Genomic DNA, 16,096 nt, shown 5'->3' with positions numbered 1-16,096 from the left:
TGATAAGATACTAACTTTCGTTATAGATTTCTAAGTTTTCTTCTTGCTTAGAAAGCTGTGACTTCGCTTTATCGTTGCGGGCTTGAGCAATACTATCTAAGTAAGCTTGATCGATATCTCCAGTAATATACTCACCAGTAAATACAGATGCATCAAATGCTTTAATTTCTGGATTTTCAAGTTGAACCGCTTTGAAGAGCGCCTCTAAATCTTGGAAGACTAATCGATCTACGCCAATCATTTGAGCAATTTCTTCAACTGAACGATTATAAGCAACAAGCTCTTCACTTGTTGGCATATCAATACCATACACATTTGGGTAACGTACTTCTGGCGCAGCAGACGCAAAATACACCTTATTTGCTCCCGCTAAACGAGCCATTTCGACAATCTGTTCAGACGTTGTACCTCGTACAATAGAGTCATCCACCAATAGTACATTTTTGCCTTTGAATTCACTTGCTATCGCATTTAATTTACGGCGAACGGAAGATTTTCGCTGTGCTTGACCTGGCATAATAAAGGTTCTTGCTACATAACGATTTTTTACATAACCTTGGCGATATGGCTTATTCAATACATTAGCAATTTGTAAGGCAATATCTGTTGAAGTTTCAGGAATTGGAATCACAACATCAATTTCATCTAAAATATCTTTCCATTCATTTGCAATTTTTTCACCAAGGAAACGTCCCATGTGGACTCTTGCACCATACACAGACACACCATTAATCACTGAATCTGGACGAGCGAAATAAACATATTCAAAGATACAAGGATTTAATTTTGGATTATCTGCACAAATAGCTGAGTGGAACTCGCCATCAAAGGTAATATAAATAGCCTCACCCGGCTCAACATCTCTCACATATTCAAAACCAACAATATCTAATGCAGTTGTTTCTGAAGCGAACATATATTCCGTTTTACCACTTTCTTCACGTTTTCCTAGTACTAAAGGACGAATTCCTAAAGGATCACGGAAAGCCACAATACCATGTCCAATAATCATGGTTAAACAAGCGTAAGCACCTTTAATTACCTTATTTGTGTTACGCACAGTTTCAAAAATATTTTCTGGTGTTAATGGTTCTGTTTGATGCTGATCTAAGTAATAAGCGAAAATATTGAGAAGAGCCTCTGAATCAGAATTTGTATTTACGTGACGTTTTGCCAACGTAAATAATAGCTTTTTCAATTCTGCATTATTGGTTAAATTCCCATTATGAACCAAAGTCAATCCATAAGGCGAATTAACATAGAAAGGCTGAGCTTCTGATACACTTGAACTCCCAGCAGTCGGGTAACGAACATGTCCAAGTCCTACATGACCTTGTAAACGTAACATATGTTCTTGGCGAAACACATCGCTCACTAAGCCATTCGCTTTACGTAAACGGAAACGATTTTCTGCATCAATCGTGACGATCCCTGCGGCATCTTGTCCTCGATGCTGTAAAAGCGTAAGCCCATCATAAATAGCCTGATTAACCGGAGAATGTCCTACAATCCCGACAATACCACACATAATAACCCCTAATTAGTAGTTGATTCTAAAAAACTTGAATTCGCTTGTAATTGCTCAAAAAACCATTTAACAATAAAATCAAAATGTGGAATTAATTGAGATTCTTTCCAAAGTTCGCTTTGACTAAATTGCGTGAATGTATCCAAAAAGAATAAAATTGCAGCAACAATAAAAATACCACGTAATACGCCAAAGCCTGCACCTAATACTCTATCTGTTCCCGATAGTCCTGTTTTATCGACTAACTTACTGATTAATGCATTAATGAGACTACTCACAATTAATACCGCAAGGAACAAAATTGCGACAGCAATACCATTGCGTAAATATTCTGATTGCTGTAAATAAACAGAATCGACCTGTAACAATAATTGTGCCAATGGGGAATAAAACTGACTAGCAATAAAGAAAGCTAATACCCATCCAACTAATGACAAAACTTCCTGTACAAATCCTCTCCATAAACTGACTAGCAATGAAAAAACAATAATACCGATAATAATAAAATCAACCATAAAACCTCTATATCAGTTGGAGTACTGATGCCTATTTTACAAAAAAAGAAAACGTTTGCGTAGCCCTTAATAGAACTAATTCACAAACGATTCCACAACACGCTTTACTCTATCAAAATTGTATGTATTTTATCACATTATTTTGAAGACTAAAGAATTTAAAACCATATTAATTATTCACTTTGAGTAATTAATCAAGTCTATTTATCGATCTCTCTTTACAATAAAATCCGCCAATTCTTTTAGTGAAGTAGTATCAAAAGGCAATTTTGCCAAAGCAACTAATGCACTTTGGTGCAATTCACTCGCCTTCAATTTTGCCCCTCCTAAACCAAGCAATTTAGGGTAAGTGCTTTTATTTAATGCTTCATCCGCACCAACAACTTTACCAATTTTATCACTCTGCCCAACCACGTCTAAAATATCATCTTGTACTTGAAAAGCTAATCCAATCGCTTGAGCATATTGCTGTAAGGAAGATTTAATCATCTGATCTTCAACATATTCAGATAAATTAAAGCCCATTAAAACAGAGGCTTCAATCAAAGCCCCAGTCTTATTACGATGAATCGTTTCCAATTCATCTAATGCAATTAATTTATTTTCTGATTGCAAATCTAAACTTTGCCCTAAACACATTCCCCTTGCACCTGCCGCAGTAGATAATGCTTTAAATTGCGCAACTTTTTGTTCCGCTGTCAAATAAGGATCGCTTGCCAATAATTCAAAGGCAAAGCTTTGCAACGCATCGCCCGCTAAAATGGCTGTGGCCTCATCAAAAGCAATATGACAAGTCGGTTTACCTCTTCTCAATGCATCATTATCCATTGCGGGTAAATCATCATGCACTAATGAATAAGCGTGAATGGATTCCATTGCTGCCGCTGAATGATCCAATTTTTCCAATTCAACATTCAGCGTCTTACCTGTGGCATAAATAAGAAATGGACGAACTCTTTTACCACCAAGCAATACCGCATATTCCATGGCATCCACTAATGGTGCATTCGCTTTGCTATATAAAGTGAATTGATTTTTTAAGAATTGATTGATACGTTGTTGATAATAGGTCAAGTCAGTAGAAAATTGATCAGTCATTATTGATAATCCGAAAGTTCACTTGTTTCATTTTTTTGCAAAAGAATTTGAATACGTTGTTCTGCTTTTTGTAAACGCTCTTGCCCTTGTTGTACCAATTTAATTGCCGTTTCAAATTCATTTAACGCTTCTTCTAAAGGCAGATCGCCTGCTTCTAAATGCCCGACAATTTCTTCCAATTCTTTTAATGTAGTTTCAAAATCAGGTGTAGGTTTCTTTGCCATACCAATATCCTTATATCTTATACTCACTTTACAAGCGGTCATTTTACTTGAGAATTTTGCAAATGTGGATTATTTTTACTATTCCTATTACAAAGATTCGATTCTATGCAAATATCACAACTCCATTTATACCCGATAAAATCAACTAAACCCTATACCGTTCATCAAGCTTTTATACAACCTCAAGGGCTTAATTTTGATCGTGAATTTATGATCACTGAACTTGATGGAAAATTCATTACCGCCAGAAAAGATGCGGTAATTTATCAATTTTCTGCTTTTCCTCTACCAATGGGAATAGCGATTTTAGCCCCAGATGGCGAACAATTTTTAGTCCATTATCACGATTTTTCACAAACACAATCCAGCGAAGTATGGGGAAATCACTTTCCCTCTTTTGTCGCTAATGAAAAAATCAATCAATGGCTAAGTCGCTATTTTGAGCGTCCTGTTCAGCTACGTTGGTTAGGGCAACAAAGCCAGCGGCATTTATCTAATAGTAATGCTATGCCACTGAGTTTTGCCGACAGTAATCCAATCTTACTCACTTCTGAAAAATCACTAGCACAATTAAATGAATGGTCACCAATCCATTCTGTGATGCAACAATTTAGAAGTAATATTGTAATTGATGGATTAAAAGCCTTTGAAGAAGATCACTGGCAACGGATTCAAATTGGCGAAGTAATATTTAGCGTTGCACAACAATGTACTCGTTGTATCCTTATCACTCGCAATATTGAAACGAATCAACTTGATCCTAATGCAGAACCTTTTAGAACCCTCAAAAAATATCACACCAATGAACAGGGTAAACCGACTTTTGGTATTCATTTAATTCCAGAAAATAGCGGAGTGGTGAAAATTAAGGATGAAATTATTGTATTAGAGTAAGCAAATTCAAACTTGAAAAATAATTTACCTACCTAATATTAGACGTGTAAAAAATAACTTGAGGAGTCTAAAATGTACGTATTACATGATAAAGAAAATCATCGTTTTATTTTTCAAACAGAGCAAAAGAAACTGATTGGCGAGCTTGCCTATCAGTATGTATCAGATAAGGTTATCAATGCCTATCACACAGAAGTTGATGTAAATCATCAAGGCGAAGGCATTGCAGGAAAACTTTACAATGCCTTAATTGAATTTGCTGAACAAAATCAGTTAAAGATTCATCCAAGCTGTAGTTATGTTGAAAAAAGAATGATACGAAGCCATTCTCAATTAATTGCTTGATTATCGTTTCATAAGAAGGGCAACTGCCTCAGCGGCAATCCCTTCTTGTCGCCCTGTAAATCCAAGTTTTTCCGTTGTTGTTGCCTTCACATTCACTTGATCGACATCACACTTTAGATCTTCTGCGATCACTTTTCTCATTTCATCAATATAAGGTCGCATTTTAGGGGCTTGTGCGATAATGGTTAAATCCACATTACTTACAACGTAGCCTTTTTCTTGCACTTGACGATAAGCCTCTATCAATAAATGACGACTATTCGCCCCTTTATATGCCATATCTGTATCAGGAAATAACTTGCCAATATCGCCTAAAGCAACCGCACCGAGTAACGCATCAGTTAAAGCGTGTAGTGCGACATCACCATCTGAATGAGCAATAAATCCTTTCTCGTAGGGAATTGTTACTCCGCCAATAATCAATGGACCTTGTTCACTAAATGCGTGTACATCAAAACCGTGACCAACTCTAAACATTTTCTTGATTCCTTAATAAATAAAATTCGGCTAACGCAAGATCTTCTGGACGAGTCACTTTGATATTATCACTTCGCCCTTCAACTAATTGAGGATGAACACCTTCTAATTCCATTGCAGATGACTCATCAGTAATCGCTAAATTTTTCGTAAATGCACTCGCTATTGCATTCTTTAGTTTCTCAGCGGGGAAAAACTGTGGAGTAAGCGCATGCCATAAAAAAGCACGATCTTCGGTATAATCAATCGTTTTGCCGTTTTCCGTTCTTTTGATTGTATCAATTGTTGGCGTAGCTAAAATAGCCCCACTTTCATCCGTAATTTGCAAAAGTTTATCCAAATCTGACCGCTTTAAACAAGGTCTAGCCGCATCATGCACCAATGCCCAATCGCCCTCATTTAATTTTTGCAAAGCATTAAAAACAGAATGAGCGCGGGTTTCCCCACCAAAGACTAATTCAATTTTCGGATGGCTTAAAATCACTAAATCAGCATAAAAAGGATCAGTTTCTGACACCGCAACTATGATTTTTTGGATTTGTGAATGTTGCAAAAAAGGTTGTAAGGTATGTTCTAAAATTGTTTTACCTTGAATTTCAAGGTACTGCTTTGGCTTATTCGCTGCCATTCGACTGCCAACACCTGAAGCTGGGATGATCGCAATAATATTTCGTAACACAATCACCTCAATTACTCGTCTGAAACGATACGATAAAAAACTTCATCGGACTTAACCATTTCTCTCTCAAGTCTTGCTCGTTCTTCAAGCGCATTTACGCCTGTCTTAAGATCTTGAATCTCAGCACTAATCAGATTATTACGTGCTGTTAATTGTTCATTTTCTTCACGCAATTCTTCAACTTGTACTTGTGCCTCTTGATATTCAATCCAACCATTTTTACCAAACCAAAAACTAAATTGTAAGTAACATAAAAGTACAGATAAAAAGACAATTAAAACTCTCATTTATTTTTCTCATTTAATTAGTTGTGAATTTGTTAAAAAATTGAAGTTATATTGTTATGTATTTTGCAATATTTCTTTTCTATTTTAGCCCTATTTTATCAGATCAATATTTTTATTTGTAAATTTTTCAAGAAATGTTCAAAAATTTGATTTAGATTGTCTTTTTTTAAAAAATTATTACTTATAATATGTCCAGTTATTATTTTAAATTTAACCAATATGAGGTGTTACTATGTCAAATCGTGTTGTACAAGAACTTGAACTTTTAGGTATTACAAACGTAAAAGAAATCGTTTATAACCCAAGTTATGAGCAACTCTTTGAAGAAGAAATGAAACCTGGTTTAGAAGGCTTTGAAAAAGGTCGCTTGACAACATCTGGTGCCGTAGCTGTGGATACTGGTATCTTCACAGGTCGTTCACCAAAAGATAAATATATCGTATTAGATGAAAAAACAAAAGATACTGTTTGGTGGACATCTGATGCAGCAAAAAATGATAACAAACCAATGAACCAAGCTACATGGCAAAGTTTAAAAGAGTTAGTGACTAACCAACTTTCAAACAAACGCTTATTCGTAGTTGATGCGTTCTGTGGTGCTAACCCAGACACTCGTTTAGCTGTGCGTATTGTAACAGAAGTTGCATGGCAAGCTCACTTCGTAAAAAATATGTTTGTTCGCCCTTCTGAAGAAGAATTGAAAAACTTCAAACCAAACTTCGTTGTAATGAATGGAGCAAAAGTTACTAACCCTAACTGGAAAGAACAAGGTTTAAATTCAGAAAACTTCGTTGCGTTCAATATTACTGAAGGTGTTCAATTAATCGGTGGTACTTGGTACGGCGGTGAAATGAAGAAAGGTATGTTCTCAATGATGAACTACTTCCTTCCATTAAAAGGCATCGCATCAATGCACTGTTCTGCTAACGTAGGTAAAGAAGGCGACGTTGCAATCTTCTTCGGTTTATCTGGTACAGGTAAAACAACGCTTTCAACAGATCCAAAACGTCAATTAATCGGTGATGATGAACACGGTTGGGATGACGATGGTGTATTCAACTTTGAAGGTGGTTGCTATGCGAAAACAATCAATCTTTCAGAAGAAAACGAACCAGATATCTATCATGCAATCAAACGTGATGCATTATTAGAAAACGTGGTAGTAAAAGAAGATGGTTCTGTTGCATTTGAAGATGGTTCAAAAACAGAAAATACTCGTGTTTCTTACCCAATTTATCACATTGATAATATCGTTACACCAGTATCAAAAGCTGGTCATGCTAAGAAAGTTATTTTCTTAACAGCTGATGCATTCGGTGTATTACCACCAGTATCTAAACTTACTCCAGAACAAACTAAATACTATTTCTTATCTGGATTTACTGCAAAATTAGCAGGTACAGAACGTGGTATTACTGAACCAACTCCAACATTCTCAGCATGTTTCGGTGCAGCATTCTTATCACTTCACCCAACACAATATGCTGAAGTATTAGTTAAACGTATGCAAGCATCTGGTGCGGAAGCATACTTAGTAAATACAGGTTGGAACGGTACTGGTAAACGTATCTCAATCAAAGATACTCGTGGTATTATCGACGCAATCTTAGATGGTTCTATCGAAAAAGCAGAGATGGGTTCATTACCAATCTTCAATTTAGCAATTCCAAAAGCATTACCAGGTGTTGATCCTGCAATCTTAGATCCTCGTGATACTTATGCAGACAAAGCACAATGGCAAGCTAAAGCAGAAGATCTTGCAGGTCGTTTCGTGAAAAACTTCGAAAAATACACAACTAATGATGAAGGTAAAGCATTAGTTGCAGCAGGTCCTAAAAAATAATTCTGCTAAATAATTCATAATGTGAGAGGGCTAGTGAAAACTAGCCCTTTTTTGTAGTTGAATTTGTAGTGAAATTTATAGCTAAACTCACCGCTTACCAACTGTAATAATTGCTAATAACTGACAAAACCCACCTCGATTTAGGTATAATGTTCCCATTATTTGTACTTAATGAGAGAAATTATGGCAGTTATTGCACAAAATCCACTAGTCTTAGTTGACGGTTCATCTTATCTATATCGAGCTTTTCACGCATTCCCGCCTCTTACCAATAAACAAGGTGAGCCGACAGGAGCAATGTATGGCGTATTAAATATGCTGAAAAGCTTAATTTCCCAAGTTGAACCAAGCCATATTGCGGTGGTATTTGATGCAAAAGGCAAAACATTCCGTGACGATTTATTTGAACAATATAAATCTCACCGCCCACCAATGCCTGACGATTTACGTTCTCAAATTGAACCACTTCATACCATGATCAAAGCACTCGGTATTCCGCTACTTTCCATTGAAGGCGTAGAGGCTGATGACGTGATTGGTACTCTTGCGATTCAAGCTTCACGAGATGGTAAAGATGTATTGATTAGTACAGGCGATAAAGATATGGCACAGCTAGTCAATGAGCATATTATGCTAATCAATACCATGAATAATACCTTGCTTGACCGCGAAGGTGTAATTGAAAAATATGGTATTCCGCCTGAATTAATTATTGATTATTTAGCCTTACTGGGTGACTCATCGGATAACATTCCGGGTGTAAAAGGTGTGGGTGAAAAAACTGCACTAGCCTTATTACAAGGGTTAGGCTCAATGGAAACAATTTATGCCAATTTAGATAAAGTAGCTGAATTGGGATTCCGAGGTTCAAAAAACTTTGCACCGAAATTGGAAGCTGAAAAAGAAGTTGCTGATTTATCTTACTTGTTAGCGACAATTAAAACTGACGTTGAGTTAGACGTTACTCACGATCAGCTTACCTTACAACCTCAACAACGTGATCAATTAGTTGAATTATTCGGGCGTTATGAATTTAAACGCTGGTTAAATGAAGTATTAGGTGATGCAAATCCTGTTACGCAGATCAATGCAGAAAAGATCCCAAATAACTATCAAGCGACTTCATCGGTTAGCTCACAAGCGGTCACTTCTGAAATAAAAATTGCAAAAGTAACGATTGATCGCACCGCTTATCAATGTGTAAACACCCCTGAATTATTTACTCCTTGGCTCAAAAAATTAAACGATGCGAAACTTATTGCCGTAGATACAGAAACAAACAGTTTAGATGCCATGAGTGCAGAATTGGTTGGAATTTCATTTGCCCTAGAAAATGGCGAGGCGTGCTATATTCCATTAACTCATAAAGGATTAGTAAGCGAACCACAACAAACTGATATGTTTGATGACGTTGAAGAAACGACTAACACAACGGAAATATTACTGCCAAATCAATTAAATAAGGTAGATTGTTTAGCTCAACTTAAACCCATTTTAGAAAATCCAAACATCAAAAAAATTGGGCAAAATATTAAATATGATCTGACTATCTTCGCACAAAATGGCATTGAGGTTAAAGGTGTTGCCTTTGATACGATGCTAGAGTCTTACACATTAAATAGTACAGGCAGACACAATATGGATGATTTGTCTGATCGCTACTTAAATCATAAGACAATCCCTTTTGAGGAATTAGCTGGCAAAGGAAAAAATCAGAAAACTTTTGATCAAATTGAAATTGAAAAAGCCACAGAATATGCCGCCAAAGATGCGGATATTACAATGAAACTGCACCAAGTTTTATATGCTGAATTGGTTAAATCACCAGAACTGCAAGCGCTTTTTGAAAAAATGGAAATGCCATTAGTCGAAACTCTTTCTCATATTGAGCAAAATGGCGTACTCATCGATCCTAAATTATTATTGGATCATTCCAAAGAAATTGAAACCCGTTTAGCTGAATTAGAAAAATTGGTTCACGAGGCGGCAGGAGAAACCTTTAACTTAGCCTCAACCAAGCAACTGCAAGAGATTTTATTCACAAAATTAGGCTTGCCCGTTTTAAAGAAAACCCCAAAAGGCGCACCTTCAACTAATGAAGAAGTATTAGATGAATTAGCCAAACAAGGTCATGAAGTGCCTAAATTGCTGATTGAGCATCGTGGGCTGAGTAAATTAAAATCGACTTATACGGATAAACTCCCATTGATGATTAACCCAAAAACGGGGCGTGTTCATACTTCCTATCATCAAGCGGTAACCGCAACAGGTCGTCTATCATCAAGTGATCCAAATTTACAAAATATCCCGATCCGTAACGAAGAAGGCAGACGTATTCGCCAAGCCTTTATTGCTCGTGAGGGTTATGTGGTAATGGCTGCCGACTATTCCCAAATTGAATTAAGAATTATGGCACATTTATCGAATGATAAAACCATGATTCAAGCCTTCGCAGAAGGTCGAGATATTCACAGAGCCACTGCCGCTGAGATCTTTGGTGTCGCTTTAGATGAAGTAACAAGCGAGCAACGTCGTAGTGCTAAAGCGATTAACTTCGGCTTAATTTATGGTATGAGTGAATTTGGTTTATCGAACCAATTAGGCATTAGCCGTAGCGATGCGAAAAAATATATGGAACGTTATTTCCAACGCTACCCTGCAGTGCAACAATTTATGGTCGATATTCGTGAAAAAGCGGCAGAAAAAGGCTACGTTGAAACACTATTCGGACGCCGTTTATATTTACCCGATATTCAAGCCAGTAACCAAATGCGTCGTAAAGCTGCAGAACGTGTCGCCATCAACGCCCCAATGCAAGGGACCGCAGCGGATATCATCAAAGTCGCAATGATTAATATCGACAAAGCCATTGCACAACGTGATGATATTCTTATGATTATGCAAGTACACGATGAGCTAGTCTTTGAAGTAAAAGAAGATAAAATTGATTACTACAAGGCCCTTATCAAAGCCGAAATGGAACGAGCTATCGACCTCCATGTTCCACTTATTGCAGAAGTCGGAATTGGTAAGAATTGGGATGAGGCGCATTAGTCTTAATATTTTTCCCAACAAATAAAAAAACAGGCAGAAAACCCTGCCTGTTTTTTATTCTAATACTTCCTCTGCTCTTCCTTATAAAATAACGTTTTATCCCCTTTCCCATACAATGTCTGATAATAGTAATCATAGGCGAGGACATTTTCGACATAGCCTCTTGTTTCGTAAAATGGGATGGTGGCGATAAACTCGTCCATATCTAATTTACCATTGGCTCGTTCTAACCACTGATCTGCTCGTCTTGCGCCTGCATTATAAGCAGATGCAATTAAAATACGGTTATTCGGGTATTTTTGATTGAGTTCGGTTAAATGGGTTGTGCCGAGCATAATATTGTTAAATGGTAAAACAAGATCTCGCTCTCCGCTATAAACCAACTCATTATTTTTCGCAGTTTCACTGGCGGTCGTTGGTAGCATTTGCATTAAACCAATCGCATTAGCGTGTGAGCGTATTTGGAAATTCCATGCACTTTCTTGTCGGGCAATCGCCATCGCAAAACTTTTCTGAATTGGTTTATTGGCTAAATTCAAATCAAACCAATCAGAATAAGCATTCGGTAAGCGTAGCTGAATATGATCCCACGCTTTTGATTTTATCGTGCCATCTACAACTAAATCATACCAATCTTGCTGTAAGGCATATTCAGATAATGCTAATTGTTCTTCGAAACTGACCGCTTGTAATAAATCGCCCCACGCTAATTTCGCAGTACCTAAACGATTCAATATTCTTAATTCTTGAATACGATCTAATTGACGACCAAACTGGGCTTTTTGCTCTTGCGTAAGGGATTTAATCGGTGGAATATCCAATATATAAGGCTGTTTCAAAAGTTGAGCCGCTAACATTGGATAAAAACCACGCTCTGTGATTAACTCTTTTAAGATTGCCTCTCTTTGTGCTTGATCTGAACTGGCTTTCGCTTGCCAATATTGCCACTCTTGCTTATTTTTAGATTCATCAGATAGCAATGCTAACCAAGGATTCAAGTCAGCTTTTTCTCGAATCGCAATTCTTAAACGTCTTTCGGTCAAGCTATCGACTTTAAGCTGTTTTATCTGATCATCTCGCCACTGTTGAAAAGTTGGATCGTTATTATCAAATAAACGATTGAGCATAGCGACTTTCCAATCGTTAATTTCATCTTGTGTCAGTTGCCATTTTTCCGCCCATTGCTGATAATCCGCAAAACTGGATTTTTCAGTCTGTTCTGGGAATGTGCGAATAAATGAAGAAAAACTCTCCACCACTAACCTTTTATTCCACTCATCAAGCGGTGCGTTCTGCACAAAAGTTTGCAAATTTTTTGGCGAGGATTTTAGATTATCCACCATTTCTAGCCATTCTGCTAATTCTTTGTCTTGAGTGTTGGAAATCAATCCTTTTAATCCAACGGATGAATTTAATGCAAATAATTCTAGCGCTTTAGTTTTAACTTTTTCAGCTGTTTTTAAACCACTATCTTTCCAATAACTTTCAAGCCCACCGCAAGAATCGGGTAATGATGCGTGATTTCGCCAATAATTTTTCTCACTACTATTGGCATTTTTCCAGAAATCACTTTGCATATCTAACAACCAAAAGGCCTCAAAATCCTGCAATAGCTTAGTCATACTGTCTGTTGAAATTGACTCACGATTTCCCGCTTGTTCAGCCTCTGGGTTGGGTTGGATTTTTTCCGCTAATAATTGATATTGTGCGCCAAAAACTCGACACTGGTTTTCTACGGTTCTTGCAGGGTAAGTTTCTGCATAGGCAACAAGATCCTCAAATTGCTGACGATCAAAATAGAGAGAAAATGGAATCTGATCTAACTGATTTCGTTCAGCGATTGCCGGATATTTGCTGGTAAAATTTTTGATGATCGAGACACTTTTTTCCGTATCCGCCATTGCTAGTTCAGCTTTAAGGAATAGCCAATCCATATCTTCTTGTAACGGATAACCTTTTGGTACCAACCCTCTTGCAAGGGATAAAGTATAAGAGGAAAGCTTATCTTGCGATTGAGCTGCTTGCAATAGCGATTCTAACTGTAAGAAATTTGCTCTTTGTTTCAGACGATCTTGACTAGCAACCTGTTGCTCGGCTAACCATTCTGTCTTTAATTGCAACACTTCATTTTCTGAAAAAACTTTAGGGGGCGTTGTTTGTTGCGTTACTTCTTCAGCGATCGCATTTTGTATCACTGTTGTGATAAAGAGTAACCCCAAGGACTTTTTGATCATACATTCTCTCCTGATTGATGATCATTAGAATACAAAAACCGCTTGAAGTTGCCAACAAGCGGTTAGTTTTATTTAATATTTTGCATTATTCTTCAATGATCACTTTCGCAATATAATCTAAATTACGATAGTGCTGGGCATAATCAATACCATAACCCACCACAAATTCATCTGGAATAGTGAAACCCACCCACTCAACATCAACCTCAACTTCTCGGCGCGAAGGTTTATCAAGCAAGGTACAAATTTTTACTGAACGAGGTTCTCTTAATTTTAAGATTTCACTTACTTTACTCAAAGTAAAACCTGTATCAATAATATCCTCAACAATAAGCACATCCTTGCCACAAATATCGCCATCTAAATCTTTTAGAATCTTCACATCACGACTTGATTCTGTACCTGTACCATAACTTGATGCCGTTAAAAAATCGACTTCAACAGGTAAATCTAATTGACGAACCAGATCCGCCATAAACATAAACGAACCACGTAACAGCCCCACCACCACTAAATCTTTACTGTGGTTATAGTGATAATCATGATTGATTTCTTTTGCTAACTCAGCAATCCGATTTTGCACGTCCTCTGCTGAAATAAGTGTATTAAGATGGTGTTTTTTCATTATCGATCCTATGAATGCGTAAGGTGTAATAAACTTATGTGTATTACCATATAACTTGGAGAAGAATGGTAGCCCTTTTTGCCTTATTTTGCAAAAATCCCTGTTTTAATTCTCTACATTTAGTTTAATTATTACGATTCATTTGCGATTGCTTAAATTGTTTGATCGCTAATGCTCTGCGTTTATCTAATTCAACTCGAATAGCGGATTTTTCAAAGCCGTCTTCGATCACTTTTTTCACTTCGACTTGATTGGCAATGTGGAATAGCTGTTTAGCGTACTCGACTTGAGGATATTCTCGATCTTCAAAACCTAATCGTCCTCGTGAATCGGCTTTACACGCCAGTAAAAAATCAAAAAATCGTTGTGGTTTCCGCCACGCATCAAATTTATTAAATAGCTTAACCACAGTTTCTGGACGCAACTCCATAATCTTATGGCAATGGGTATGAAACTCTGTGACTAACTTGGCAAAATCTTTAGTGTGAGTGGGGACTTTTAAACGATTAGCGAGCTGACGAGTGGGTTCAACACCTTTCTGCTCGTGTCCGTAATGATGAGGTAAAATCTCTTTGGGCGATAATGCCTTTCCTAAATCGTGGCACAGTGCGGCAAATAATACACTTTCAGGATCATTAGCTTGGTTTGCTAATTTTTTTGCTTGTTCAACCACCATTAAGGTATGGATACCGCAATCAATTTCAGGATGGTGCTTTTCTGGTTGAGGCACACCAAATAACGCATCAACTTCTGGGAATAAGACTTTTAATGCCCCTATTTTTCTCAATACTTGGAAATAAACTTGAGGGGACGGTGTGGCAAAGGCTTTTTGGGTTTCTAGCCATACACGCTCAGCAGTTAAATGATTTAACTCGCCACAAGCGGTCATTTCTCGCATTAATTTTACTGTTTCGTCCGCAATCGAAAACCCTAGCGAATGATAACGAGCAGCAAAGCGTGCCACCCTCAAAACGCGTAATGGATCTTCACTAAATGCAGGGGAAACGTGACGTAAAATTTTGTTGTTAAGATCGGATAAGCCCCCGTAAAAATCGTGCAACTCTCCATTCAGCTCTTGGGCGATTGCATTGATGGTTAAATCTCGGCGGATCAGATCTTGCTCTAGCGTGACTTCTGGCGAAAAATCACAGATAAAGCCCGTGTAACCTTTACCACTCTTACGTTCTGTACGAGCTAACGCATATTCTTCTCGAGTTTTAGGGTGTAAAAAAACAGGGAAGTCGTTGCCCACTTGCTGATAGCCTTCCGCCAATAATTGCTCGGGTGTCGCCCCAACCACTAGCCAATCTTTATCTTTAACGGGTAAGCCTAATAGCTGATCTCGGACTGCCCCACCGACAAGGTAAATCTCCATTATAAACGTTCCTTAATGCCACCTAATTCTTCGGTCAATTTCTCGGTAAATAAACGCAGTTCTTCCGTCATTAACAAGAAATCGGCATCGAAACGTTGAGCAATATCCTCTTTCAAAATATCTTCATTTTTTTCACGAATTTCATCAGCAAATTTTACACGAGTAAGTGTGGCATCCTCGTTCAACACAAACGAGAAATGGCTATCCCAATCCAATGCTAATTTTGTCACCAACTTTCCTGCGGAAAGATGCAAGGCAATTTCTTCGCTCTCTAAATCTTGACGTTTACAACGGATGATACTTTCTGTATCGAAAGATTTTAATTCTGCCTCTTCAAGTAAATTCAACCAATGAGGTGTATGCCCTTTAGCAAGCCAAGCCGTCATTGCTTCACTCGGTTGTTGAGCAAATGAAATTGGCACGACGGGTAATGAACCTAACGTTTTACGCAATAATGAAAGGGCATCTTCCGCACGTTTGCTTGATGCTGAATCCACATAAACCAATTGATTGTCTAAATCTAACCAAATGGCTGTGCTTTGGTGTTTGCTAAAGGCTCTCGGTAATAACATAGCGATTACGTCATCTTTGATAGATTGCTTTTCTATTTTTCTGGCTTTGCGTTGCTCTTTTTGCTCGAAAATCTCAATGCGAGAATCCGTTTCTTTTTTGATAACTGGCGCGGGCAATAATTTATCTTCTTTATGCGCCACAACTAAGAATTGTTTACCTTGTGAAAAATGTAATAATTCACTGGTAACGAGTGGCGAAGACCAACCAAATTTGCTCATATCACTTTGTTGGCAAGGGGTGTATTTTGTTTGTTCAAGCTGTTGCTCAAATTCTGCCGACTCAAGCGTAAGTGGGGTCGTTAGGCGATAAATCATCACATTTTTAAACCAAAACATTTAGTAATCC

Annotated in this window: 15 protein-coding genes; 4 read left to right on the top strand and 11 right to left on the bottom strand. The window is 37.5% G+C overall.

Translation table 11 applies throughout. The features are described 5' to 3' along the window. Positions 1-10 precede the first annotated feature (10 nt). The 4 genes from purF to xseB all read right to left on the bottom strand — a co-directional run bounded on the left by purF (position 11) and on the right by xseB (position 3,365). Positions 11-1,528 (bottom strand): amidophosphoribosyltransferase, encoded by a 1,518-nt coding sequence (purF, locus tag A6A10_RS03570; protein WP_121121912.1) that lies wholly within the window; start codon positions 1,526-1,528, stop codon positions 11-13. An 8-nt stretch (positions 1,529-1,536) separates the two neighbouring features. Continuing rightward, positions 1,537-2,043, bottom strand: coding sequence for a CvpA family protein (locus A6A10_RS03565; RefSeq protein ID WP_121121914.1), 507 nt, complete (start codon positions 2,041-2,043; stop codon positions 1,537-1,539). Between the two features lie 204 nt (positions 2,044-2,247). Then, positions 2,248-3,141: a (2E,6E)-farnesyl diphosphate synthase gene (gene ispA / locus A6A10_RS03560; protein WP_121121916.1), complete on the bottom strand. Its 894-nt coding sequence runs from the start codon at positions 3,139-3,141 to the stop codon at positions 2,248-2,250. Continuing rightward, positions 3,141-3,365, bottom strand: a complete 225-nt coding sequence (gene xseB / locus A6A10_RS03555; RefSeq protein WP_121121918.1) for an exodeoxyribonuclease VII small subunit — start codon at positions 3,363-3,365, stop codon at positions 3,141-3,143. Before xseB ends, ispA begins: the two co-directional genes overlap by 1 nt. Before the next feature lie 105 nt (positions 3,366-3,470). Here xseB and A6A10_RS03550 point away from each other — a divergent pair, with 105 nt between their 5' ends. Then, a complete protein-coding gene (locus tag A6A10_RS03550) occupies positions 3,471-4,259 on the top strand; it encodes an MOSC domain-containing protein (protein WP_121121920.1) in 789 nt (262 codons plus the stop codon). 72 nt (positions 4,260-4,331) lie between these two features. Continuing rightward, positions 4,332-4,604, top strand: a complete 273-nt coding sequence (locus A6A10_RS03545; RefSeq protein ID WP_121121922.1) for a GNAT family N-acetyltransferase — start codon at positions 4,332-4,334, stop codon at positions 4,602-4,604. Here the strand turns inward: A6A10_RS03545 and ispF are convergent, their stop codons facing one another. From ispF to ftsB, 3 genes are read right to left on the bottom strand one after another with little or no spacing between them, the layout of a single operon-like run. Further along, positions 4,605-5,081, bottom strand: a complete 477-nt coding sequence (ispF, locus tag A6A10_RS03540; RefSeq protein ID WP_121121924.1) for a 2-C-methyl-D-erythritol 2,4-cyclodiphosphate synthase — start codon at positions 5,079-5,081, stop codon at positions 4,605-4,607. It abuts the gene before it with no gap. After that, positions 5,074-5,760 carry a 2-C-methyl-D-erythritol 4-phosphate cytidylyltransferase gene (ispD, locus tag A6A10_RS03535; RefSeq protein ID WP_121121926.1) on the bottom strand — a complete coding sequence of 229 codons (687 nt, stop codon included), beginning with the start codon at positions 5,758-5,760 and terminating at the stop codon, positions 5,074-5,076. Before ispD ends, ispF begins: the two co-directional genes overlap by 8 nt. A gap of 11 nt (positions 5,761-5,771) precedes the next feature. Continuing rightward, on the bottom strand, positions 5,772-6,047 hold the full coding sequence (gene ftsB / locus A6A10_RS03530; RefSeq protein ID WP_121121928.1) for a cell division protein FtsB: 276 nt from the start codon (positions 6,045-6,047) through the stop codon (positions 5,772-5,774). Between the two features lie 232 nt (positions 6,048-6,279). Between ftsB and pckA the strand changes: the two genes are divergently transcribed. Beyond that, positions 6,280-7,890: a phosphoenolpyruvate carboxykinase (ATP) gene (pckA, locus tag A6A10_RS03525; RefSeq protein ID WP_121121930.1), complete on the top strand. Its 1,611-nt coding sequence runs from the start codon at positions 6,280-6,282 to the stop codon at positions 7,888-7,890. A 183-nt stretch (positions 7,891-8,073) separates the two neighbouring features. Continuing rightward, complete coding sequence (gene polA / locus A6A10_RS03520; protein WP_121122293.1) at positions 8,074-10,944, top strand: DNA polymerase I; 2,871 nt, start codon at positions 8,074-8,076, stop codon at positions 10,942-10,944. A gap of 59 nt (positions 10,945-11,003) precedes the next feature. On the opposite strand, the gene A6A10_RS03515 is transcribed toward polA, so the two are convergent. From A6A10_RS03515 to rdgC, 4 genes are all read right to left on the bottom strand, one after another. Beyond that, on the bottom strand, positions 11,004-13,178 hold the full coding sequence (locus tag A6A10_RS03515) for a transglycosylase SLT domain-containing protein (RefSeq protein WP_121121932.1): 2,175 nt from the start codon (positions 13,176-13,178) through the stop codon (positions 11,004-11,006). An 85-nt stretch (positions 13,179-13,263) separates the two neighbouring features. Beyond that, entirely contained in the window at positions 13,264-13,803 is a 540-nt protein-coding gene (gene hpt, locus A6A10_RS03510; RefSeq protein ID WP_121121935.1) for a hypoxanthine phosphoribosyltransferase, read from the bottom strand. A 124-nt stretch (positions 13,804-13,927) separates the two neighbouring features. Continuing rightward, entirely contained in the window at positions 13,928-15,178 is a 1,251-nt protein-coding gene (locus tag A6A10_RS03505; protein WP_121121936.1) for a multifunctional CCA addition/repair protein, read from the bottom strand. Beyond that, entirely contained in the window at positions 15,178-16,086 is a 909-nt protein-coding gene (gene rdgC, locus A6A10_RS03500) for a recombination-associated protein RdgC (protein WP_121121938.1), read from the bottom strand. Before rdgC ends, A6A10_RS03505 begins: the two co-directional genes overlap by 1 nt. Between the last annotated feature and the right edge of the window lie 10 nt (positions 16,087-16,096).

The organism is Otariodibacter oris, from assembly GCF_009684715.1.
Taxonomy (GTDB): domain Bacteria; phylum Pseudomonadota; class Gammaproteobacteria; order Enterobacterales; family Pasteurellaceae; genus Otariodibacter; species Otariodibacter oris.
This window is presented reverse-complemented; position numbering and strand designations above follow the sequence as displayed.

Coding starts and splice junctions, on each gene's coding strand:
- purF (WP_121121912.1), bottom strand. CDS start 1,528: ATGTGTGGTATTGTCGGGATTGTAGGACATTCTCCGGTTAATCAGGCT.
- A6A10_RS03565 (WP_121121914.1), bottom strand. CDS start 2,043: ATGGTTGATTTTATTATTATCGGTATTATTGTTTTTTCATTGCTAGTC.
- ispA (WP_121121916.1), bottom strand. CDS start 3,141: ATGACTGATCAATTTTCTACTGACTTGACCTATTATCAACAACGTATC.
- xseB (WP_121121918.1), bottom strand. CDS start 3,365: ATGGCAAAGAAACCTACACCTGATTTTGAAACTACATTAAAAGAATTG.
- A6A10_RS03550 (WP_121121920.1), top strand. CDS start 3,471: ATGCAAATATCACAACTCCATTTATACCCGATAAAATCAACTAAACCC.
- A6A10_RS03545 (WP_121121922.1), top strand. CDS start 4,332: ATGTACGTATTACATGATAAAGAAAATCATCGTTTTATTTTTCAAACA.
- ispF (WP_121121924.1), bottom strand. CDS start 5,081: ATGTTTAGAGTTGGTCACGGTTTTGATGTACACGCATTTAGTGAACAA.
- ftsB (WP_121121928.1), bottom strand. CDS start 6,047: ATGAGAGTTTTAATTGTCTTTTTATCTGTACTTTTATGTTACTTACAA.
- pckA (WP_121121930.1), top strand. CDS start 6,280: ATGTCAAATCGTGTTGTACAAGAACTTGAACTTTTAGGTATTACAAAC.
- polA (WP_121122293.1), top strand. CDS start 8,074: ATGGCAGTTATTGCACAAAATCCACTAGTCTTAGTTGACGGTTCATCT.
- A6A10_RS03515 (WP_121121932.1), bottom strand. CDS start 13,178: ATGATCAAAAAGTCCTTGGGGTTACTCTTTATCACAACAGTGATACAA.
- hpt (WP_121121935.1), bottom strand. CDS start 13,803: ATGAAAAAACACCATCTTAATACACTTATTTCAGCAGAGGACGTGCAA.
- A6A10_RS03505 (WP_121121936.1), bottom strand. CDS start 15,178: ATGGAGATTTACCTTGTCGGTGGGGCAGTCCGAGATCAGCTATTAGGC.
- rdgC (WP_121121938.1), bottom strand. CDS start 16,086: ATGTTTTGGTTTAAAAATGTGATGATTTATCGCCTAACGACCCCACTT.